At 59.4% G+C, this 22,533-nt stretch carries 21 protein-coding genes; 6 read left to right on the forward strand and 15 right to left on the reverse strand.

Features of this window, described 5'->3' with window-relative positions; translation table 11 throughout:
- Positions 1–39: 39 nt before the first annotated feature.
- The 3 genes from zapE (at position 40) to SOP95_RS18505 (ending at position 2,395) form a co-directional block, all read left to right on the forward strand.
- Entirely contained in the window at positions 40–1,158 is a 1,119-nt protein-coding gene (gene zapE, locus SOP95_RS18495; RefSeq protein WP_274075867.1) for a cell division protein ZapE, read from the forward strand.
- Between the two features lie 18 nt (positions 1,159–1,176).
- Positions 1,177–1,758 carry a DinB family protein gene (locus tag SOP95_RS18500; RefSeq protein ID WP_323607866.1) on the forward strand — a complete coding sequence of 194 codons (582 nt, stop codon included), beginning with the start codon at positions 1,177–1,179 and terminating at the stop codon, positions 1,756–1,758.
- Positions 1,759–1,903: 145 nt separating this feature from the next.
- The gene (locus SOP95_RS18505; protein ID WP_274075865.1) at positions 1,904–2,395 is read left to right on the forward strand and encodes a GNAT family N-acetyltransferase; all 492 of its coding nucleotides are present in this window, start codon (positions 1,904–1,906) and stop codon (positions 2,393–2,395) included.
- A 144-nt stretch (positions 2,396–2,539) separates the two neighbouring features.
- Here the strand turns inward: SOP95_RS18505 and SOP95_RS18510 are convergent, their stop codons facing one another.
- The 4 genes from SOP95_RS18510 to SOP95_RS18525 form a co-directional block, all read right to left on the reverse strand.
- Positions 2,540–2,758 carry a hypothetical protein gene (locus SOP95_RS18510; protein ID WP_323607867.1) on the reverse strand — a complete coding sequence of 73 codons (219 nt, stop codon included), beginning with the start codon at positions 2,756–2,758 and terminating at the stop codon, positions 2,540–2,542.
- 106 nt (positions 2,759–2,864) lie between these two features.
- Complete coding sequence (locus SOP95_RS18515; RefSeq protein WP_323607868.1) at positions 2,865–5,105, reverse strand: TonB-dependent siderophore receptor; 2,241 nt, start codon at positions 5,103–5,105, stop codon at positions 2,865–2,867.
- 235 nt (positions 5,106–5,340) lie between these two features.
- On the reverse strand, positions 5,341–7,074 hold the full coding sequence (locus SOP95_RS18520; RefSeq protein WP_323607869.1) for a phosphoethanolamine transferase CptA: 1,734 nt from the start codon (positions 7,072–7,074) through the stop codon (positions 5,341–5,343).
- Positions 7,075–7,272: 198 nt separating this feature from the next.
- The gene (locus SOP95_RS18525) at positions 7,273–7,449 is read right to left on the reverse strand and encodes a DUF6026 family protein (RefSeq protein ID WP_274075861.1); all 177 of its coding nucleotides are present in this window, start codon (positions 7,447–7,449) and stop codon (positions 7,273–7,275) included.
- A 272-nt stretch (positions 7,450–7,721) separates the two neighbouring features.
- Here SOP95_RS18525 and gnd point away from each other — a divergent pair, with 272 nt between their 5' ends.
- Both gnd and zwf read left to right on the forward strand, forming a co-directional pair.
- The gene (gene gnd / locus SOP95_RS18530; protein ID WP_323607871.1) at positions 7,722–8,702 is read left to right on the forward strand and encodes a phosphogluconate dehydrogenase (NAD(+)-dependent, decarboxylating); all 981 of its coding nucleotides are present in this window, start codon (positions 7,722–7,724) and stop codon (positions 8,700–8,702) included.
- On the forward strand, positions 8,699–10,222 hold the full coding sequence (zwf, locus tag SOP95_RS18535) for a glucose-6-phosphate dehydrogenase (RefSeq protein WP_323607872.1): 1,524 nt from the start codon (positions 8,699–8,701) through the stop codon (positions 10,220–10,222). Before gnd ends, zwf begins: the two co-directional genes overlap by 4 nt.
- Positions 10,223–10,242: 20 nt before the next feature.
- On the opposite strand, the gene nhaB is transcribed toward zwf, so the two are convergent.
- From nhaB to SOP95_RS18550, 3 genes are all read right to left on the reverse strand, one after another.
- Positions 10,243–11,745 (reverse strand): sodium/proton antiporter NhaB, encoded by a 1,503-nt coding sequence (gene nhaB, locus SOP95_RS18540; protein ID WP_323607873.1) that lies wholly within the window; start codon positions 11,743–11,745, stop codon positions 10,243–10,245.
- Positions 11,746–11,823: 78 nt separating this feature from the next.
- Positions 11,824–13,113, reverse strand: coding sequence for a hypothetical protein (locus tag SOP95_RS18545; protein WP_323607874.1), 1,290 nt, complete (start codon positions 13,111–13,113; stop codon positions 11,824–11,826).
- 284 nt (positions 13,114–13,397) lie between these two features.
- On the reverse strand, positions 13,398–13,664 hold the full coding sequence (locus tag SOP95_RS18550; protein WP_274075856.1) for a hypothetical protein: 267 nt from the start codon (positions 13,662–13,664) through the stop codon (positions 13,398–13,400).
- Positions 13,665–14,009: 345 nt separating this feature from the next.
- Here SOP95_RS18550 and SOP95_RS18555 point away from each other — a divergent pair, with 345 nt between their 5' ends.
- A complete protein-coding gene (locus SOP95_RS18555; RefSeq protein WP_274075855.1) occupies positions 14,010–15,335 on the forward strand; it encodes a sigma-54 dependent transcriptional regulator in 1,326 nt (441 codons plus the stop codon).
- Positions 15,336–15,464: 129 nt separating this feature from the next.
- Here the strand turns inward: SOP95_RS18555 and SOP95_RS18560 are convergent, their stop codons facing one another.
- The 8 genes from SOP95_RS18560 to pnuC form a co-directional block, all read right to left on the reverse strand.
- Complete coding sequence (locus SOP95_RS18560; RefSeq protein WP_274075854.1) at positions 15,465–16,745, reverse strand: hypothetical protein; 1,281 nt, start codon at positions 16,743–16,745, stop codon at positions 15,465–15,467.
- A 46-nt stretch (positions 16,746–16,791) separates the two neighbouring features.
- Entirely contained in the window at positions 16,792–17,538 is a 747-nt protein-coding gene (locus SOP95_RS18565; RefSeq protein WP_274075853.1) for a hypothetical protein, read from the reverse strand.
- A 33-nt stretch (positions 17,539–17,571) separates the two neighbouring features.
- On the reverse strand, positions 17,572–18,252 hold the full coding sequence (locus SOP95_RS18570; protein WP_274075852.1) for a C39 family peptidase: 681 nt from the start codon (positions 18,250–18,252) through the stop codon (positions 17,572–17,574).
- Between the two features lie 62 nt (positions 18,253–18,314).
- Positions 18,315–19,883, reverse strand: coding sequence for a heme utilization protein (locus tag SOP95_RS18575; protein ID WP_323607877.1), 1,569 nt, complete (start codon positions 19,881–19,883; stop codon positions 18,315–18,317).
- 51 nt (positions 19,884–19,934) lie between these two features.
- On the reverse strand, positions 19,935–20,507 hold the full coding sequence (locus tag SOP95_RS18580; protein ID WP_274075850.1) for an adhesin: 573 nt from the start codon (positions 20,505–20,507) through the stop codon (positions 19,935–19,937).
- Position 20,508: 1 nt separating this feature from the next.
- Positions 20,509–20,946 (reverse strand): hypothetical protein, encoded by a 438-nt coding sequence (locus SOP95_RS18585; RefSeq protein WP_274075872.1) that lies wholly within the window; start codon positions 20,944–20,946, stop codon positions 20,509–20,511.
- 332 nt (positions 20,947–21,278) lie between these two features.
- Positions 21,279–21,803 carry an AAA family ATPase gene (locus SOP95_RS18590; protein ID WP_323607879.1) on the reverse strand — a complete coding sequence of 175 codons (525 nt, stop codon included), beginning with the start codon at positions 21,801–21,803 and terminating at the stop codon, positions 21,279–21,281.
- The gene (gene pnuC, locus SOP95_RS18595) at positions 21,800–22,363 is read right to left on the reverse strand and encodes a nicotinamide riboside transporter PnuC (RefSeq protein WP_323607880.1); all 564 of its coding nucleotides are present in this window, start codon (positions 22,361–22,363) and stop codon (positions 21,800–21,802) included. Before pnuC ends, SOP95_RS18590 begins: the two co-directional genes overlap by 4 nt.
- Positions 22,364–22,533: the final 170 nt, after the last annotated feature.

A 22,533-nucleotide genomic window follows, 5' to 3' on the forward strand; every position in this document is an offset into this window, starting at 1 on the left:
TCACAGAAGCCAGCGTCGACGGATGGCATACTGCCGCGCATGAATGTCGACTCTCCCCTCAGTGCCTGGCAGCACGCGATCGAACAGAAGGGTTTCGTCCAGGACGAGGCCCAGGAACATGCCGTCTGGGCCTTGCAAAAGTGCCATGAAGCGCTGCATGAAGGCCGCAAGCCGATCATGGGCGTCTACCTCTGGGGCCCGGTCGGGCGGGGCAAGACCTGGTTGATGGACCAGTTCTACCAACACCTGCGGGTGCCGGCCCGGCGGCAGCACTTTCATCATTTCATGGGTTGGGTGCACCAGCGTTCATTTCAGCTGACCGGTACCGCCGATCCGTTGCAGGCCTTGGCCCGCGAGCTGAGCGAGGAGGTGCGCGTGCTGTGTTTTGACGAGTTGTTCGTCAATGACATCGGTGACGCGATCATTCTCGGGCGCTTGTTCCAGGTGATGTTCGAACAGGGCGTGGTGGTGGTCTGCACCTCCAACCTGCCCCCGGACCAGTTGTACGCCGACGGCTTCAACCGCGACCGCTTCATGCCGGCCATCGCCGCGATCAAACAGCACATGCAGGTGATCGCGGTGGACGGTGGCGAAGATCATCGCCTGCACCCGGGCCAGGGCTTGCAACGTTACTGGGTCACCGAGCCCGGTCAGCCCAGCGCGCTGGCTGAGGTTTTCCGGATGCTGACGGTTGGCCAAGGGGTTTCCAACGAGCCGATCAAGGTCGGTTATCGTACGCTGCCGGTGGTGCAGGCCAGCCAGGGTGTGCTCTGGTGCCGCTACGCCGACCTCTGTGAGCAGCCCTTTGCCGCGATGGATTTCATGGCCCTGTGCGACCGCTTCAGCGCTATTCTTTTAAGCGACGTGCCCAACCTCAGCGCGCAAAAACGTGCCGGGCGCATTGCCCGGGGCACTGAAGACGGTGCCGTGCGGGTGGAGGCCGGGGATCGTGAGTTGCCGCAATTGTCGGTGCACGACGACGGTGTGCGGCGTTTCATCGCGCTGGTGGACGAGTGCTACGACCGCAAGGTGCCGCTGTACCTCGAAGCCCAGGTGCCCATGGACTCGCTCTACACCGAGGGCTACCTGGAATTTCCGTTCCGCCGCACCCTCAGTCGCCTGCAGGAGATGCAGTTGCAACGTTTCGCCGAGGCGTGAAATCCAGGAGGCGTGAAGATGAATCAACCTCTGTCGCATCATTTTTTGACCATGGCTTATCAGAATGCCTGGGCCAATCACCGACTGGCCAAGGCCTGGTGCCAGTTGAGCGAGGATGAGCTGGCGGCGCCGCGGGTCAATTTCTTTCCCAGTCTGCGAGCCACCCTCAACCACATCCTTACCTGCGACTGGTTCTACGTGGATGCCCTGGAGCGCGAGCTGCGCGGTGATGATCCCCATCCTGATTGTCATGTGTTCTTCAAGGACGACGAGCCGGTTACCCAGGCGCACGAGCTCAAGCGCGAACAGGCCCAGGTCGACCGACGCTTGATTGCCTACTGCGAGCAGATGCGCGATGCCGACCTGGGCAAGATCGTGACCATCGCCCGGGACACCCCGCAATACGACAGCCGCCTGCGCCTGCTGTCGCATCTGTTCGAGCACCAGCTCCATCATCGCGGGCAGGTTCACGCGATGCTCAGTGGTACTTCGGTCAAGCCGCCGCAGCTGGATGAGTTTTTTTGTGCTGGGGAGTCTTCGTTAAGGGCTGAGGATTTTGCCGAGCTGGGGTGGACTGAAGCACTGATCTGGGGACATTAAGATCAAAAGATCGCAGCCTTCGGCAGCTCCTACAAAGGCGGCGATCTTTTGATCTTAAAGTCTTGTAGCCCCAACGCGACTCGCGATATGTTCCCCAGGCCTTCCAGCGCGAACAACGTACTGGGGCAAGTCATCGAGGATGGAAATGGATTCCGCAGAAATTCTTGTGCTTCAAGCCAGCTACACCAATCCGGTGCATGCCGAGGCGATTGGCCTGGTGTTGAACAGTTACGCCGAAGATCCAATGGGCGGTGGTCACTCCCTGCCGGCCACTGTGCTGGAGCATCTGCCGGCTGAGTTGGCCAAGCGCCCCCATGCGTTCAGCGTGCTGGCCTTTGTCGGCGGCGAGCCGGCCGGGCTGGTCAATTGCTTCGAAGGGTTTTCGACCTTTGCCTGCCGGCCATTGGTCAACGTGCACGACGTGGCGGTGGTACCCAAGTTTCGCGGCCTGGGACTGAGCCAGCGGATGCTTGACAAAGTCGAGGACATTGCCCGTCAGCGCGGCTGCTGCAAGATCACCCTGGAGGTGCTGGAAGGCAATGCGGTGGCGCAGGCGTCCTACGGCAAGTTCGGCTTTGCCCCGGGCGAGTTCGATCCGGCGCATGGGCGCATGATGTTCTGGATCAAGCCGCTGTAATCCTGACTGTACCTGTACCTGTACCTGTAGGAGCGAGATGGCTCGCGATGGGCTAAAGAGCGCCGCGTTTAGTCAGTAAACACGCGTTATCGTTAACGACCATCGCGAGCAAGCTTGCTCCTACAGAAATGCCGCAGTCAGAGGTTAATCTTTTGGCCGGTAGGACTCGGTCATTTGCGCGGTTTGATCGTCCGGTACCCGTAACTCTTTCGCCTGGTCTGGCGTGATGTTGCCCAACGCCACTTGCTGGTTGTAGTGCAGGGTTTCGTAGTAGTAGCGCATGCGTTCGGCCCCGCCTTCGGCAAAGGCGCTGGCGGAGCCCAAGGTCATCAGTACCGCGAGGATCAGGGTGGATCTTTTCATGGTGTGCCTCCCACTTACAGATGTCGGATGCCGTTCGTCCATGAGTCGATGAATCAAAGTCGAACGGTCATTATCCGCCGATTCCGTTAAATGGGAATTAATACCTCTAGAGCTTCCAGTCGAGGCTCAAGGTCACGGTGCGCGGGTCGCCCCAATACACACCGTTGTAGAAGCCGACGTTGTCGTAGTACTTCTTGTCGAACAGATTGTTGACGTTCAACGAGGCGGACAGGTGCCGGTCGAATTCGTAGCGCGACATCAGGTTGACCACGGTGTAGGCCTCCTGCTGAATGTCCGTGCGCTCGGTGATAAAGCTGCCATCGGCGCGGCGCCCGACCGGGCGACTGGCGCTGCGGTACACGTCGCTCTGCCAGTTCACCGCAGCCCCCACTGTCAGCGCCTGCCACTCGCCGGGCAGGTGCCAGGCCGTGGAAAATCGCAGCATGTTCAACGGCTGAACCGTGTTGATCCGTTGTTTTTCACCGTCGACCGAATGGGTGTAGGTGTACCCGGCGGTCATGTTCCAACCCGCCATGACTTCGCCTGACAGCTCGGCCTCGAAGCCTTGCACCTTGTTGCCTTTGCCGCTGGATTTGTAGAACTCCTCGCCGGTCACCGGATCCGGTGGCACCGAGTCGTCCAGTTCCGCGACGTTGTCCTGCTTGCTCCAGAACAGCGCGCTCGCCAGGTTCAGGCGCTCTTCCAGCAGGCTGCCCTTGAGGCCCAGTTCATAGTTGCTGCCCACCACCGGTTCGAGGTATTTACGACTGCTGTCGCGGTTGGTTTGCGGTTTGAAAATGTCGGTGTAGCTGACATAGGCGGTGTACTGCGGCGTGAGGTCGTACAGCAGTCCGGCGTAGGGCGTCCACATGTCATTTTGTTGCTGGCTGCTGTGATCGACGCCGCTCAGTAGCAGGTTGGCGTCGTAGCTGTTGGTGGTGGTTGAGGTTTTCCAGCTGCCGTAGCGGCTGCCGAGGACGGCGTGCAGTTCATCGGTGAGGTTCAGGCGCGTGGCCAGGTAGCCGGCTTTCTGCCGGGTATAGTCTTTCGAGCCGGTCAGGCTGGTCACGGTGTCGGGGAATTTGCCGATGTTGCCCATGTATTTCCAGTCAGGGACATTTTCATAATCGGCGGCTCTTGGGCCATCCACCGTGTAAGGCGAATCCTCGCGGCGCTCGGCCTCGCCATAACCCACCATCATTTCGTGATCACGCCCCAACAGCGTGTAGGGGCCGGACAGGTTGAAGTCATAGGCCTTCATTTTTTGCGTGCCGATCATGTGGCTGACGTTGGCGATCATGCCGCTGCGGTCCGCCTCGGGGAAGCCGCCGCCGGCATAGTAGATCTTGCCGTCGGTGTCACTTTCGCGGTGGGTGTAGGCGGCCTTGAACTGCCATCCGCCACCGAGCTGGTGATCGAGGTTGGCGAACGCGGTCTTGTCCTTGAGCGGCCACGAGCTCCAGGACGTCGCCATGTTGGTCGAGCGTCCCAGATTGGCTCTGCTGCCGTCGGCATTCCAGTACGGCACCGTGCCCCAGGACGTGCCTTGCACGTGCTTGTTCTGATAGTCGTAACCCACTGCCAGCAGGGTGTCGTCGGTCAGGTCGGCCTCGAGCACCCCGTACCCGACTTCCCGTTGCTGCTGGTATTTGTCCCGGTAGGAATCGCTGTCGCGGTAGGCCACCACTCCACGACCGCGCAGTCGCCCGTCGAAGGCCAGCGGACCGCCGGCGTCCAGGTAGCTGTAGTAGTCGTCGTAGCTGCCGCCGCTGACACCGCTCTTGGCTTCCCACTGTGCGGTTGGCCGCTTGCGCACCATGTTGATGGTGGCCGAAGGATCGCCCGCGCCCGTGGTCAGGCCCGTTGCACCGCGTACCACTTCGATGCGGTCGTAGATGATGGTGTCGGAATCGGACTTCATGTAGCTGAAGGTATTCAACATGCCATCGACCTGGAAATTATTGATCGAGTAGCCGCGCGAGGAATAGCTGACCCGGTCCGAGTCGTTGTGCTGGACCACGATGCCGGTGGTCTGGCTCATGGCTTCGGACAGGCTGCCGAGTTTGAAATCGTCCATTTGCTGGCGCGTGACCACTGAAACCGATTGCGGTGTTTCCTTGATCGACATAGGTAGCCGGGTGGCCGTGCTCATGGAACCTGTGGTGTACGAATCGGTATTTTCGGTGGTGCTGCCCAGGCTCTGGGCGGTGACGTTGGTCGCACCGAGCATGAGGGTTGGCGCCAAAGGCGCTTTCTCGGTCTCGGTTTCAGCGAGCAGGTCCGGGCTCAGTGCGGCGCCGCACAGGCCAAGGGTAAAAGTCATGGAACGGGTGATAGGCGCGAACATCGCGGCCGACTCCTTGTCGTCGAGGGAAAAATCCGTTGATTCAAAGACGAAGGAGGAGGGAGGGATTTAGGGGTAAACGAGAATAATTATTATTATGAGATATTTCCTACAACACAAAACAACTGTGGGAGCGCGCTTGTTCGCGAAAGCGCAGTGTCATTCAACATTGATGTCGACTGACACTCCGCTTTCGCGAGCAAGCCCGCTCCCACAGGTTTGAACGGCGTTGTATGGGCTACTTTTGTACGACTTCAGGCGCTTTTGGCTTGATCAGGCTGAAGTCAATCAACGGCCGCTGCTGACGCTCGTAAGGGTTGCCGATCAGCAAGGGCCGTGGCTTGAAGCTGTCGCTGACCACGCTCTTGCTGCGATCGAGTTCATCGAAGCTCAGGCCTGCCAGGTCTGCCCAGGTATGGATCATGTGCGAACTGCTGTACGGCCGCCCCAGGTCAGCGGCAAAGTTCCAGTCGTGGTTTTCGCGCCATTTTGGCGAGGCCCACGCCATGAACGGGATGGTGTACATCGGCGCCGTCGGTTTGCTCTCGTTGCGTCCCAGGGTGCCATGGCCGGGGGAGTCGAACACGTCTTCACCGTGGTCGGAGAGGTAGAACAGGAAGCCGTTCGGGTCCGACTTGGCGTAGTCCTTGATCAGGCTAGACACCACGAAGTCGTTGTACAGCACGGCGTTGTCATAGCTGTTGTACGTTGGCAGCTGATCGTCACGCACGCCGGCCGGAACGCCATTGCGGTCCTTGAACTTGTCGAAGGTCGAAGGGTAGCGGTACTGGTAGCTCATGTGCGTGCCGAGCAGATGCACCACGATCAATTTGCGCGGTGCCGCGTCGGCCAGGGCCTTGTTGAACGGCTCGATCACGTCGCCGTCGTACTGGGCGGCATTCTGGTTGCGGTTGTTGTTGAGGTACACCTGTTCGTCGGCCTGCTCGGAGAAGGTCGTGAGCATGGTGTTGCGCTTGGTCATGGTCTGCTGGTTGGTGATCCAGAACGTCTTGTAGCCGGCCTGTTTCATCATGGCGACCAACGACGGCGTGGACAGGTACAGCTCAGGGTTTTCTTCGTCGGCGAAGGTCAGCACCTGTTGCAACGCCTCGATGGTGTACGGGCGCGGCGTGATGACGTTATCGAAGACCGTCAGTTGATCCTTGAGCTTGTCCAGCTCCGGCGTGGTTTGCCGAGGGTAGCCGTACAGGCTCATGCGCTGACGGTTGGTCGACTCGCCGATCACCAGCACCAGGGTAGCGGGCTGGTTGGCCGTCGCATCCTTGAAGTTGTGCAGCGGCGCCACCTTGCTCGCGCTGTGCAACATGTTTTGCATGTTGGCCAGGGTGTCGAGGTAGCGGTGATAAGCCACTGCCATTTGCCATGGCACCGCCGGCTCGATGCGGGTTTCGAATTTCTCGAAGCCCTCGGCGAAGCTGCCGGTACGCAGGGTTTGTTTGACCAGGGGATAACCGACCACGGCAACCAGAATGGCGGTTGCTGCCACCAGTGCCTTGGTGCGCGGCAGGTACACCGGGCGCAGGCGTGTCCACAGGAAGTAGCCGACCGCGGTGTGCGCGAGGAAGGCCGGGACCATCCACCAGGCAAAATACTGGGTCATGTATTCGCCCGCTTCAGACACGTTCGATTCGAACATGATGAAGATGACGCTTTGCGAGAATTCCTGCTGATAGATGAAGAAGTAACCGAGGCTGGCCATCGAGCACGCCCACAGCACCACGCCGATGACCGCGGCCATCACTCGTGTCTGACGGGGGAACAACAGCATCGGCGCCAGCCAGATGGCACTCATCACGAACGCCTGGCGAAAGCCGGTGAAACCGGAGGTGCCGGTCAGCTGGATCAACAGTTGGGTGATGCCGGAAAAATACCAGAAGAACAGGAACAGCCAGAGAAGTCCTGCCCAATCGAAACCTTTCGCAGACGAATCGCTGCGTTTAAACCAAGTCATTCAACGCTCCAGCCAGTAATCACAGCACCACCCAGTCCCGCAGACGCCGAAAAGGGGCGGCCGCGCACAGTCCAGGCGGCGCACATTGCGCCGGAGTATCAATAGGCGGATGTGAAAATTTCGTGAGTTGCCGGAGGTAGAGGGGGATATGGCGTGTCGGAAGCAGTGCAATGCTGCTTCCGGATCAGGCCAGGGGGATCAGGCGTGAGGTGCCCGCTGGGGGAGGGGCAAGGGCTGTTGGCCCTGGACCAGCAAGCGCAATTGCGCCAGCTCCTGTTTCAACTGGTCGCGCTCGTCTTTCAACTGACGCAATTCCTCGCGACGGATAGTGACGTAAAGGGTTTGTGCTGGCAGTGCGTTGTGTACTGTGCCCATTGCTCACCTCGCAAATGGCTATCTCAACTGTAGGTCTGCCGCCAAAATCGGTGGCTGATCTACTATCGGCGCCAATTTTGATTTCTTTTGCCCCCGAAGGGAACTTTTTTATTTTTCATGGTCGTTGTGTCTTCGGCACGATTCCTGACGTTATCCATCAGGATCGGGCACAATGCCCGGAAACTTCATGCCAACGCTCTGGACTAACCTCATGAGTCGCGTTGGGCTATAACCTTTGACACACTTTTATTTGTAGTAGGGAGCATCAGCACATGCAACTCGGGATTATTGGACTGGGCCGCATGGGCGGCAATATTGCGCGGCGCCTGATGCTCAACGGACATACCACCGTTGTGTACGACCGCAATACCGCCTTCGTCGATAACTTGAGCAGCGATGGCGCCACCGGCGTCGCCGATTTGCCGGCCCTGGTCGCTGGCCTGGCCAAACCACGAGCGGTGTGGGTCATGTTGCCGGCAGGCGCACCGACCGAAGACACCATCAACACCCTGAGCACCTTGCTCGAAGCCGGCGATACCATCATCGACGGCGGCAACACCTTCTATAAGGACGACATCCGCCGGGCGAAAACCCTCGCGGAAAAAGGCCTGCACTACATCGACGTCGGCACCTCAGGCGGCGTCTGGGGCCTGGAGCGCGGCTATTGCATGATGATCGGCGGCGATGCCGAGACCGTGACGCGTCTTGATCCGCTGTTCAAGACCCTGGCGCCGGGCATGGGTGACATTCCGCGCACCAAGGACCGCAAGTCCGATGACGATCGTGCCGAGCACGGCTACATCCACGCCGGTCCCGCCGGTGCCGGGCATTTCGTCAAGATGATCCACAACGGTATCGAGTACGGCATGATGCAGGCCTTTGCCGAAGGCTTCGACATCCTGAAAACCAAGTCCAGCGACATCCTGCCGCCAGACCAGCGTTTCGACCTGAACGTCGCCGATATTGCCGAAGTCTGGCGTCGTGGCAGCGTGGTGTCCTCGTGGCTGCTGGACCTGACCGCCGATGCCCTGGCCAGCGATTCGAAGCTCGACGGTTATTCCGGTTCCGTAGCGGACAGCGGCGAAGGTCAGTGGACCATCGAAGCCGCCATGGAACAGGCGGTACCGGTGCCCGTGCTGTCGAACTCGCTGTTCTCCCGCTACCGCTCGCGCGGCCAGGGCACCTTTGGTGACAAGATTCTTTCCGCCCAGCGCTTCGGCTTCGGTGGCCACAAGGAGACTGCGAAAAAATGACCCATGGGATCCGCAGGAAATCCAAGACTGAACCCGCGCCACCCACCACGCTGTTCCTGTTCGGCGCCCACGGTGATCTGGTCAAGCGCCTGCTGATGCCGGCGCTGTACAACCTCAAGCGCGACGGTTTACTCGGGGATGGCCTGCGGATCATCGGCGTTGACCACAACGCCATCAGCGATGAAGGCTTCGCAAAAAAACTCGAAGACTTCATCCGCAGCGAGGTGGCCGCCAAAGTCGGCAAGGGCGATCAGTCCCTTGACCCGGACGTGTGGGCCAAACTCGCCAAAGGCATCAGCTACGTCCAGGGCGACTTCCTGGACGACAGCACTTATCAAGCGCTGGCGGCCAAAATCGCCGACAGCGGCACAGGCAACGCGGTGTTCTACCTGGCCACCGCGCCACGCTTTTTCAGTGAAGTGGTGCGCCGCCTCGGCGCGTCCGGCTTGCTCGAGGAAAACCCCGAGGCGTTTCGCAGGGTGGTGATCGAAAAACCCTTCGGTTCCGACCTGCAAACCGCCGAGGCCTTGAACGCCTGCCTGCTCAAGGTCATGACGGAAAAGCAGATCTATCGCATCGATCACTATCTGGGCAAGGAGACCGTGCAGAACATCCTGGTCAGCCGGTTCTCCAACAGCCTGTTCGAAGCGTTCTGGAACAACCATTACATCGACCACGTACAGATCACCGCGGCCGAAACCGTCGGCGTGGAAACCCGTGGCAGTTTTTACGAACACACCGGCGCCCTGCGGGACATGGTGCCCAATCACCTGTTCCAGTTGCTGGCAATGGTGGCCATGGAGCCACCGGCGGCCTTTGGTGCCGATGCGGTGCGCGGTGAGAAGGCCAAGGTGGTCGGCGCGATTCGTCCCTGGTCGGTGGAAGAGGCCCGGGCCAATTCGGTTCGCGGCCAATACATGGCTGGCGAAGTCGATGGCAAACCACTGCCTGGTTATCGCCAGGAAGACAAGGTGGCACCCGACAGCAACACCGAAACCTATGTCGCCCTCAAGGTCATGATCGACAACTGGCGCTGGGTCGGCGTGCCGTTCTACCTGCGCACCGGCAAGCGCATGAGCGTGCGCGACACCGAGATCGTCATCTGCTTCAAACCGGCACCTTATGCGCAGTTCCGTGATACCGAAGTCGATGAGCTGGCGCCGACCTATCTGCGAATCCAGATCCAGCCCAACGAAGGCATGTGGTTCGACCTGCTGGCCAAGCGGCCTGGCCAGGCCCTGAAGATGGACAACATCGAACTGGGGTTTGCCTACAAGGACTTCTTCGAAATGCAGCCGTCCACCGGTTATGAAACGCTGATCTACGACTGCCTGACCGGCGACCAGACGCTGTTCCAGCGCGCCGACAACATCGAGAACGGCTGGCGTGCCGTACAGCCTTTCCTCGATGCCTGGCAGCAGGATGCCAGCGTGCAGGGCTATGCCGCGGGTGAAAACGGCCCCGAGGCCGCCGAAGAACTGCTGGCCCGCGACGGACGCGTCTGGCACGGCCTTGGCTGAGTGACCCAGGGGGGGTGGTGTTACAGCCAGAAGCTCACGGCGTACCACCCCAGAATCCCCATCACTACTGTATAAGGCAACGCCATCCACACCATCCGCCCATACGACAGGCGAATCAGCGGCGCAATCGACGAGGTCAGCAGGAACAGGAACGCCGCCTGGCCATTGGGCGTCGCCACGCTGGGCAGGTTGGTGCCGGTGTTGATCGCGATCGCCAGGGTCTCGAAATGCTCGCGGCTCATGTGCCCGGAGAGGAAGGCCTGTTTCACTTCGGTGATGTAGATGGTCGCCACGAACACGTTGTCGCTGATGGCCGAGAGCAGGCCGTTGGCGATGTACAGCATGCCCGGTTGTTGCTCGGCGGGCAGGGCCAGGACCCACTGGATCAATGGCGTGAACAACTGCTGATCATGGATGACCGCCACCACGGCGAAAAACACCACCAGCAACGCGGTGAAGGGCATGGCGTCCTTGAACGCGGTGCCCAGGCGGTGCTCATCGGTGATGCCGGTGAACGCGGTGATCAGCACGATTACCATCAGCCCGATCAGGCCCACTTCCGCCACGTGCAAGGCCAACCCGGCAATCAGGATCAGCGCGGCCACGGCTTGCACGATCAACGCTGCACGCTGGCGCGAGGTGCGCTCGGCATTGTCCTGGGCGGCGTAACTGGCCAGCACGGTGCGTACGTTGTCCGGCAGCAAGGTGCCGTAACCAAACCAGCGCAGTTTTTCCAGCAGGACGCAGGTGACCAGGCCTGCGACCAGCACCGGCAGGGAAACCGGGGCGACCTTCAGGAAAAAGTCGGCGAAGTGCCAGCCCATCTCATGACCGATCAGCAGGTTCTGCGGTTCGCCGACCAGCGTACACACGCCACCCAGCGCCGTACCCACGGCACCGTGCATCAGCAGGCTGCGCAAAAATGCGCGGAACTGCTCGAGGTCGGCGTGATGCAGGGTGGGCAGGTGCTGATCATCGCTAAATTCGCTGTCCTGGCGCGGATCGCTACCCGAGGCGACGCGGTGGTACACCGAGTAAAACCCGACGGCGGCACTAATGATCACCGCGGTCACCGTCAGGGCATCGAGAAACGCCGACAGGAACGCCGACAAAAAGCAGAACATCAGCGCCAGCAGGGCTTTGCTGCGCACACCCAGCAACAGGCGCGAGAACAGGAACAGCAGCAGGTCTTTCATGAAGTAGATGCCCGCCACCATGAACATCAGCAGCAGGATCACCGGAAAGTTGTGCAGCAACTCGTCATAGAGCGCCTGGGGCGTGGTCATCTTCAGCAGTAGCGCTTCGACCAGCAGCAGGCCGCCGGGCATCAGCGGGTAACACTTGAGGGCCATCGCCAGGGTGAAAATGAACTCCAGCACCAGCATCCAGCCCGCGACCACCGGGCCTGCGGTCCATAACACCAGGGCGTTGAGAATCAGGAAACCGACAATGCAGGCCTTGTACCAGCGCGGTGAGTTGCCGAGAAAATTGTGCGCGAACGCCTGGACCATCGAGCCGGACATCGGCTACTCCTTGTATTAAGAAGCGCGCAAGTTGCCGTAAGCCGGAAAGAAGATCAAGCGTAGGAAAAATCCATCGAATCAGACCAGGTAGCGTGCGACGATCGCCCGATAGTTGCCGTCCAGCGAATAGCCGCCGACGAGGACGTTACCGTCGTCCTGTACCGCGACGGAAGTGGCCGTATCGAGACTGCGGCCCAGACGGGTGCGCAGCCATCCACTGCCGTTGCCGAATTCGCTGTCGAGTTGCCCGCCTGGCAGGTATCGCCCCAATACGAAGTCGGCCTCGACGCCGCCAATGGTGGCGCCGGCGGTCACTACGCTGCCGTCCGGTTGCATTTGCGCGGCGGTCCACTGGCAGCCGTTGTGGCCGATCTCCAGCAAATGCGCCTGGCCGCCGTTGCAGTGATGATCCGGGCGACCATTGAGGTGCAGTTTCAGGGCCAGGCAGCGCATGGGGTCGCGGCTGCTGCCAAAACACTGGATGTCGCCATTGTCCTGCTGGACGATTTGACTGACCTGGGCACCTTGCCCGTTCGCCGTGAAGCTCATGTAGCCGTCCAGGGCGAAACTGCTGTCGAGGCTGCCATCGGGGTTGTAGCGGGCCACCAGGCCTTCCTGCGGAAAATTGATCGAGCCAGCCACCAGGATGCGACCGTCCCGTTGCACCGTCACGTTGCTGAGCCAGGTATTCATCAGCAGGTGCCTGACCATGACAAAACCACGGCCATTGAAGCTGCTGTCCAGCGAGCCATTGGCGTCCAGCCGTATCAGCATGGCGGCATGATCGGCCAGTTCGAAGTGATGATTGGCCACCAGCAGTATTCGACCGTCCTCCTGCACGTCGACACTGCAGGCCTCGGCGCCCGGTACGCCCGGAGGCAGCCAGACATCGCGCATGCCCCGGGACAAATGGCCTGGCAAGCGCACCACGCAGCGGCCATTGTCGCCAAACCGTTGGACCGGTTGACCCTGCGGGTCGAACAGTGCCAGTGCCGGAAGCGTGCGGTGCTCGCTTTCGTATTGCAGGCCAGCGATCAGGATGTTTCCATCGGGCAGCACCTGCACCTTGCCCGCCATGGCCTCGAAACCCGGTTCGAATTGGCCGATGACACTGCCTTGTCTGCCAAAGGCCAGGTCCGCCGAACCGTCCTTCAGCAAACGCGCCAGGCCAAAGCGGCTGCCGCCAGGCATTGTGACCTTTGCCGCCACCAGCAAACGACCCTGTGAGTCAATCGCGATGTCATTGGCCAGGCTTGAAGTACTGCCGAAGAAATACACCTGGGTGGTGCCTTTGGCAGCGAAGGTGGGGTCGAGCTTTCCGGCAGGCTGGACGGTTGCGGGGAAAGCCAGAACGGACTGGATTGACATGCACGCATCTCCTTGCGAGTCGTCCTGATCCAGAAGTTGGGGGTGGCGACTGTTAAGAGATTATTCAATCCCTGAATGATTGATTGCACAACTGTCAGAACTAACAGGCGGAGGGTCGTTGTGTGCCACAACACTGTCTTTTCGAACCAAAGCCAAGCCAGCAAAGAGTCCGGAGCACGCCGAAGTTCAAGTAAGAAAGCGTCTTGAGTGCACTTGGCATGAAAAGACCACTAACTAACAACAGCGGGAAGGCGCGGATTACCCCGGAGTAATCCGCAATACAATTATTGTGGCATCGACCAGGATTGCAGCGTGTAGCCTTCTTCGCTCAATTCGGCGCGGGCCTGTTCCAGCAAGCTTTCAAGCTGTGCCGGATCACTGTAGGCGCTGCTCGGGATTTGTTTGCGCCCTATTTTGTTACTGGTGCGGTCGATAACGGTCAGGGTCAGTTCGCCATTCCCGTCCTGTGGGGCCCAGGCCACGCATTTGAACGGTTTAAATGCGCGATCGGCTATCAGCAGAGCTTCGTTGACACGGAGCGGGGCGTTCATAGGTCGTCTCTCTGTAGGCCCAATCAAGTCAATTGCCGTCGGTTGGGCTTATACCGTTCGGCTGGTTACTTGTACTGATGCGCGCAACCCGGGTTCAGGTCACACACAATCAGAAGAAATTTCAACTTTCTTGTATATCCCTGTAAATCGGGCGCGTGTTGAAAGCTTGATGAAAGGAAACATTCGTCAGGTCGCTGGAAAATCCCGTTTCTTATAACGCTTTGCGCAGCAGGCCTATAGTCAATCGGTACAAGCGCCCGTCAAATTCTTGCTAACGTTACAGCCAGGTCCGCCAAATGACTGTTTTTAATAAAAAATCCTAAAATTTGGCGTCAAGGAAATCACATGAGCGAAGCGCCTGCGTTACGACGTCTATTAGTGGTAGATCCCTGCGACGACTGCCATCGCCTGTTACCTGGATTACGCTCCGTGGGTTGGGATGTTGACAGCTGCTCGCTGGACAACGCCGCCGATCGTAGCTGTGACGTGGGCTTGTTACGCCTGCAGCCCTTTCACCTCGAGCACCCGGATACGGTCAAGGAGGTGATCAGCCGCAGCGGTACCGAGTGGATCGCCGTGCTCAACCAGGACGTTCTGCGGCTACAGAATGTCGGGGACTTCGTCTGCGAGTGGTTTTTCGATTTTCATACCTTGCCGTTCGATGTCTCCAGGGTCCAGGTGACGCTGGGTCGGGCCTTTGGCATGGCGCGCCTGCGCGGGCAGGGCACGGTGCACATCGATCAGCCCGAACACGAACTGCTGGGGGACAGCAAACCCATCCGCGAACTGCGCAAGCTGTTGAGCAAGCTGGCGCCCACCGAGTCGCCGGTGTTGATTCGCGGTGAAAGCGGCACAGGCAAGGAGCTGGTGGCCCGTACGCTGCATCGGCAATCCCTGCGCCACAGCAAACCCTTTGTCGCGATCAACTGCGGGGCGATTCCCGAGCACCTGATCCAGTCCGAACTGTTTGGCCACGAGAAGGGGGCCTTTACCGGCGCCCATCAACGCAAGGTCGGGCGGATCGAAGCGGCTCACGGCGGCACGCTGTTTCTCGACGAGATCGGCGATCTGCCCCTTGAGTTGCAGGCGAGCCTGTTGCGCTTCCTCCAGGAAAAACACATCGAACGGGTTGGCGGTAGCCAGCCGATCCCCGTGGATGTACGGGTGTTGGCGGCAACCCATGTCGATCTGGAGGCGGCGATCGAGAAGAAAGGCTTTCGCGAAGACCTGTATTACCGACTGAACGTCTTGCAAGTCGTGACTGCGCCCCTGCGTGAGCGCAATGGCGACCTGTCGATGCTGGCCAACCACTTTTCCCATTTCTACAGCCATGAAACCGGCCGCCGCCCGCGCAGCTTCAGTGAAGACGCCTTGATTGCCATGGGCAAACACGACTGGCCGGGCAATGTTCGCGAGCTGGCCAACCGGGTACGTCGCGGCCTGGTGCTGGCCGAAGGCAGGCAGATCGAAGCGCGAGACCTCGGGCTGATCAGCCACCACGCCATTGCCGCGCCAATGGGCACGCTGGAAGACTACAAGCACCGGGCAGAGCGCCAGGCCCTGTGTGATGTACTCAACCGTCATAGCGATAACCTGAGTATTGCCGCCAAGGTGCTGGGCATCTCCAGGCCGACCTTTTACCGGCTGCTCCATAAACATCAAATACGTTAAAAGATCGCAGCCTGCGGCACCTCCTACATGGGAATACGTTCACCTTGTAGGAGGTGCCGCAGGCTGCGATCTTTTGCTCTACAACAAAGCCCCGTTGCGATGGAAGTCGCAACGGGGCTTTGTTTTGGGTCAGAAGTAGTACGGGAATTTCAGGCTGAAGGAGAAGTCCGGCGAGTCGTCGGTCAGGCCAATGGCCAGGTTGGGCACGATCGTCAGGTTGTCGGAAGCTGCCAGGGTCATGCCGATGTTGAAGTTGGCCGAGTTGTAGTCGCTGTTGGAGATCGATTGCCAGTCGCCGCCGTCCGGCTTGATCTTGCTCTTGCGGGCAAACTGGTCGGTGAAGGAGAACGACATACTCATCTTCTCGTTCAAGGCGAAGGCAATACCGGCGCCGACTTGCCAGGAATCGCCCAGTTTCACGTCCCCGGGCACCTTGGTGTTGACCGTAGGGCTGATGTCGCTGAAAGAGTCCTCCATGTTGTAGGTGTAGGCCAGGCTGCCGAACAGCACGGCCGGGTCGAAGGTCTTGACCAGCGAGATACCCGGGGTGATCGCCCAGACACCGTTGCCGGTCGGCAGGTCCTCGGGGACCGCGAGGTTATCGTTGCCAGGCACCTCGACCAGCTTGATGCCGTAAGGGTCATCCCCGGTCGGCGCCTTGACGCGCAGGGTAACCACCGCGTCGGGCAGGTTGGCCGACTCATCGAGGAACTTGTAGGCAACGCCAACGTTGATATCGCCGATGTTCGGGTCGCGGGTAACGGTTTCGTCTGAAACCCCGTTGGCTGCGCCACCGGCGCCACCGGATGAATACGTGGATTCGCGATAGATCACGGGGACGTTAATGTCGAACTGCCAGCGTTGCGCCACGTTATAACGGGCGGTCAGGTCCAGGGTCCAGTTATCCGACTTGATACGGTCGAGGTTGATGTTGCCAAGGAAAATCGAGTCCAGTGCCAGGAAGCCGTTGAGCGTCAACGCACGGGTATCGTAGTGGGTGTAGGTCAGGCCGGTTTCCACGCTGAACTTGCCGCCGCCGAAGAACCCGCTGGCTTCGTCGTACAGGTTGGACACGCTCTGTGCTGGTTCCGAGTCATCCTTGAGCGACTGGCCGTAGGAACTGCCGGTGGTTCCAGGCGCGCCGGCAGCCACCGTCTGGCCACTGTTGGGCGATTCGGCGGGGGATTTGGTCAGGCGTTTGGGAGCAGGTGTGGCCGGTGCTTCTTCGACTTGGCGAACGCGCTGTTCGAGGACCATCAGCGCGTTCTGTTGTGCTTCGTACCGCTGTTTCAGCTCCATGAGTTCTTGTTTTAGTGCTTCGACCTGGGGGTCCGGTGCTGCGTATAGCAATGAAGCCGGGGCCAGGCTACTCAAACAGACGATAGCTCTGAACGTTAACATTCGATGCATGGGTTAGCCGTCCCTTCTGACTACATTTGATGAGACTGAGCGTAGATCAGAATCCTTGAGTGCGAAGACCTTTAAGCTGGTCGAGATTCCCGTTCAGAGAGCCGGCTGTTGCCACGTTGTCACGCAGCACGACATTGAGGGACGTGAGGTTCCTCACCTGGTTGCTGCTGCCGAGCAAAGTGGTGTTCTGCATCAAGCCACCCTGGGCCAGGCGTTGTACGGTACTGCCCTGGTTGTTGTTGGCCACGATGTTCATTTGCACACCCGTACCGCTCGAGGAAACGCTGAGCGAGCCCGCCCCATTGGAACCTACCAGCGTCGAGCCCGCGGCCAGGGCCTGGCCTTGCGGTTGCATGGCTGGCGCCTGGTTGGCCTTGGAGACGTTGATATCAACGTTGTTATAGGCACTGTTGTTGTCGCCGGCAGCCCGCACGACCTGGGTGACGCCCTCGGTGCTGTTGAGGCCGGCGCCGCCCGTGACGGTGCCGGTGCCGGCGCTTTGGGTATGCGCCGAGCCATAGCCTTTTTCGTCGATCATCGTCACGTAGAACTGTGGCTTGATGGTCGATTGCTGAATTTGCATCGAGGACGTCGCGCCGATCACCTCACCGTTGGCATTTTGCCAGGTGCTGCTCATGGCGATGCCGAAACTGATGATCCGCCCCGGCATGACATAACGTCCGCGCAGGCTTGCCAGTTCCTGGTCATTCAGTTCAATGGGTTTCAACAGTTCCGCATGGGTCGGCAGGCTGGCGGCCAGGCAAACCACGGCCAGCCAGATTGGAGTCTTCATTGGATACTCCCGGAGCATCGTGCTCCATTGTTATTAGAAGAAGTCGCTTTGGATAAATCCGAAATCCATTAACTCAGCGTCCTGCACCGGGCTGAAGGCGTTGACGCGGTTCTTGGCGGTCAGAGGCAGCGGCGGGTCGAGCAACGCATTGGTTTTGTCGTAGCCCTGGCCGATGACGGCAAAGATGATGCCGTTCCAGCCTTTGGTGAACTCGTCGACTTTGTAGCGTTTATGACCGAGTACCGGATCGCCGATGTAGACCCAGCCTTTATGGACTCTTTGCATGACCACAAAATGTTTGTAGCCACGGACATCCATCAGTACCACCACCGGGATCTTGATCTCGTTCAGGGTTTCCGTCGCTACCCGATAGCCACGGGCCCGCATGCCGAGACTTTCCACGTAGCGCTTCATGTCGAGCATGGAAAAGCCCTGGACGCGGACAAGGTCCTGATCGGAGTGTGACAGCATGCCTTCGATGATCTGTTCTTCGTCCACGTCAAGCCAATAGGCCTGGCGCAAGATGGTCGCCAGCGCCGCGGCGCCGCAACTGAAGTCGGTTTTCTGTTGCACCAGGTCGGAAAATTTGCGTTCGCGTACGCTCTGGATCGGTTTGTACACCAACCCGCCACCCGGTAGTACGGACAGCGGCAGTTGTGCAGCCTCGACCACACTGGCCACGCAAAGCAAAATTGCCAAGGCGATAATACGCATGGTGGGGACGCCTTCTGGTTGGGTTGAAAAAGGCCCCCGGAAGGGGGCCTCCACAGACAGCATTAGAACGATTGGTTGGAGATGGCCAGCGAGTTGCTTTGTTGGTTGCCCACACCAGCAGCCACGTTGACACCCAGGTTGCCGCTGCCACCGTTCACCGAACCGCTCAGGGTTGCAGTGTTGGTCACAGGGTTGGCCCAGCCAGTTGGAGTCAGCACTTGATAAGAGTAGGTGTTGCTCAAATCATAAGAGCTGCTTTCACTGTAGCTTTTCGCTTTGTCGTACGCAGATTCGGCCGACTTGCTGCCCGATTTATCGTACGAGGACGCGGTCGATTTCTCGAACGAAGCATCGAACGCTTTCTCGAACGACGATTCGCGAGACTTGTCGTACGAAGACTCGGCCGAACGGTCGTACGAGGAGTCGCGCGAACGGTCGTACGAGGAGTCGCGGGTACGGTCGAACGAGGAATCGCGTGAACGGTCGAACGAGGAGTCGCGCGAACGGTCGTACGATCTGTCTACCGCTACGTCAAGGGTTGCATCAAGCGAAGCGTTGACCGATGCATCGGAACTGCTGCTGCGGGTGCGATCGCCAAAACCGAAGTTGACGGTAGTGGAGTTGGAAGACGCAGCTTCAGCGTCCAGCGTAGCGCCCAGGGAAGCAGTCAGAGAAGCGCTCGAAGAACCGCTGGCAGTGCTGCTGTTGGAACCGCTGGCAGTGCTGCTGTTGGTACCGCTGGCAGAGCTGCTGTTGGAACCGCTGGCAGAGCTGCTGTTGGAACCGCTGGCAGCGCTGCTGTTGGAACCGCTCGCAGCGCTGGCGGTAGAACCGCTCAGATCAATGCTAAGCGAACCGCTGGCATCAGAGCTTTTGGATCCGGCCGCGGCCCAGCTCGAAGAACTGCTTTGACTGCCGCTGGCTTCGAACGACTTGTCAAACGAGGCACTACCAGACCGCGTATTGGTAACGGTGATCGTATCAACACGGTAGGTCCGATCGGCAGTGTTGTTCACTGTCAGGCCAGGACCGCTTTGGTTGGCGGAGGCGGTGGCTCTTGCGCTACCCAGTGGAGCATTGGTATTGGCAATTGCCATGGTGTTTTTCTGTTGGTTCAGATCGCCACCAGCAATGTTGACACCCACGTTACCGCTGCTGCCGTCGGCGGATCCACTCATCACGGCAGAGTTGGTCACGCCAAAGTTGCTGACGCGGTTATTGTTGCTGATTTGCGTGACGTTCGCGGTGGCAGTGGCCGTGCCGAACACGAAGCTGTTATCGATCGCGGCGTTGTCGGAGGCTGCGTTGGCGATGGCGGCGGCGTTGTCTTGCTGGTTGCCGGAACCTGCCGCCACGTTGACGCCGACGTTACCGCTCGCGCCTGCGGCCGAACTGCTCATCTCGGCCGAGTTTTCTACCCCTTCATTCCAGATGCGGTTGCCGGTGCTGCTCTGTCTGTCCGTCGCATTGGCAGTCGCGCTGATGGGGACCATCCTTGCAGGAGGGGTTTGTTGTTGGCCACCATTGTTATGGTGGTTGCCACGCCTATCGTTTTGCCCAGCTTGTACAGCAACAGCCATGACCGCAGCAATTGCGAAAACCAGAGGCTTTAATGCCATCGAAGGTTTCATGGTGATTCTCCGTACTTATTTTAGGTTAAGTGTTGTTGTTACCTATTTGGGTCAATCCACGACCCGTACGCTCAGGGTGTTGGCCATTCGGTTTCCCACCCCGGCGCTCTGATTCAACTGAATCACCCCACGGCTACCGGTGAATGCCTGGTCACTGGTAGTGACCTGGCGATAGCCGGGTGCAGAGTCAGTTGGATCGGAGTTGTAGAGCAGCGTCACGTTCTGTTGCATGAGGACGCTGTCGTCGATACTTTGCGGCTGCTCACTGGTGCTTATGCGCAGCGCATTGGCTTGCTGGTTGCTGGCGCCCGCGCTCTGGTTGACGCCCAATGCGCCATTGCCATGGCTGAAGGAGTCGCCTTGAATACTGGCGTGGGCATCGATCCTGGGATCGACAATGGTGCGCAACCGTTGGCGAATATCCGTGGTCGCGCTGGCGTCACGGCCAATGGCGAAGGCCCTGGCGTTCGCCTGTTGCTGCAAGTCGCCGGCTGCCTGGTTGACCCCGACGTTGCCCTGGTACTGCGCGCCCGAATTGTCGATGGTGGCGTTATCAATGACGGGGGATTGGGCGAAGGTCGATGCACTGCAAAACATGGCGATCATCAGCAGCGTACGATTCATCTTAACGGTCTCCCGTTATGATTCTGAGGGCACCCAGGCCCTGCTGGACGTTGGAGTTGACCATATTGGCAATGCCGCTGCCGCCATTGCCCGAACGCCCGGCGGGTTGGTTGGAAAGCTGGTTCTGGGTGCTGATGTTGCCGCCCAGGTTGTTGGTGTTTTGCGTGACCAGGCGGGAGATGCCTGCACCACTGGCGACGCCGGCAAAGTCCCCGTCGCTCAACTCGTTGGTTTGAGCGAGGACCTGTTTGGACGGGTTGGCGTTGACAGTCGTGGGGTTGGGATCGGGAACGAGCGGCGGGATCGTTGCGTTGCGTACCTGGACATCGCGTTTGATGATGATGATGCCGTTGTCCGCCTGGACAGGCAGGCAAGCCATTGAACTCAGAGCGCATCCGACCAGCAGGAGACTATGGATGTTGTTATGAAATTTCCCCACGGCGGCAATTCCTTCTGTAAGTGGAACGCTGGCCCTTATCAGCGTTGCGAAGGAAGAGAGCAGAAGCTGTGCCGGTTTTTGCTTTTCTATTGAAAACAGTGGCTTGGCTTAAACTGTTGAGGTGGTGAAAAACACTTTGTAACGCCCCTGAGACAGAAGCACGCAAAAGTGCCGTCCTTGCTGGCGGCATTGCTCGCTGAGGGCGTTTAAGGCAGGTTGTATCAGTGGCTTAACATTTTCTGGTGAAAATGCTCGAACCGCTCTATCTCGCGGGTTCTCGCTGGGGAGGGTGTTTCAGGAATGGACATTTCCGGCAGGGCGTGGCCGTCTTGTCAGGCGTTGAGCAAGCGCGTTACAGCCTCGAATGCCGCGTCCTTGCGCTGTTGCCAGTCACCTTGGACTATCTGGTAAGGCTGGCGATGCAGGTCAAGCCACTGGCGGCTGGCCTGGAAAAACGCCTGGCGTTCTGCCAACTGCGGTTGGCAACGCTGCCCATCGTCGTGCCAGGCCACGGTTTCCGGGCTCAGCAGCAGATGCAGGTCGTAGTGCCGTACCTGCAATGCCTGCTCGATCCACACCGGGCAAGCGCCAAACAAGGTGCGGCTCCAAAGGATGTTGCTCAACAGATGCGTATCGAGAATCAACAGGGACGGCTGTTGGGCCCGTGCTTGATCTTCCCAAGACAGCTGGCCAAGTGCTATTGGTGTGATGTCTTCGTAGCAGGTTACTCGGGCTTCCTTTTCGATGAAATGCCGAACGTACTCGCCGACCAGTATGCCGCCGAAATTGGCGTGAATCTCGTTTGATAGCCAACTTTTGCCGCTCGATTCAGGTCCTGCCAAAACCAACACCTTCATAGGCACAATACCGGATCGCGGCGCCATGTGCGCCAGCCTTGAATGGCCAGCAGGGTGAACAGGCCATACAGGGCAGCCGTCAGGTACATCCCCTTATAAAGGAACAGGCCGACGAACACACAGTCCAGGACGATCCACAGCGGCCAGCACTGCAGGCGTTTTTGCGCCATCCACCATTGAGCCACCAGGCTGAAGGCCGTGAGGGCAGCATCGAGCCAGGGTTGCGCGGCATCGGTCCAGTGCGCCATGGCGGCGCCCAGCAACAGACTGCCCAGCGCGCCCAGGGCCAGCCCCGACGCCACCGCAGGTGCGTCCAGTCGGCTGACTTCGCGCCCGTGATGGGCCTGGCCCGCGCGGGTCCACTGCCACCAACCGTAAACTTGCAGCCCGGCATAGATCACTTGCAGCAGCATGTCGGAATACAGCTTGACCTCGTAAAAGATCCAGCTGTAGATCAGCACCATGACCAGGCCGATCGGCCAGCACCAGGGATTCTGTTTGACCGTCAACCAGACGGCAATGACGCCGAGGGTGGCGGCAAACAGTTCAAGCCCGGACATGCAGGTTCCTTGGAGAAATCGAAGAGGGGCGCGATTGTAACCGGATTATGGCCGAGAGGCTTGTAGCAGCGGGTGCCTTCGATGCCGACTGCACGGCAGCGTAAAGCGCACTTGTCTGCTAGGATTTCGTCCCGCACGCAAAAACCTGAAATCAAACTGATTTTTCACGA

This window comes from Pseudomonas sp. YuFO8 (assembly GCF_035065025.1).
GTDB lineage: Bacteria > Pseudomonadota > Gammaproteobacteria > Pseudomonadales > Pseudomonadaceae > Aquipseudomonas > Aquipseudomonas putida_AE.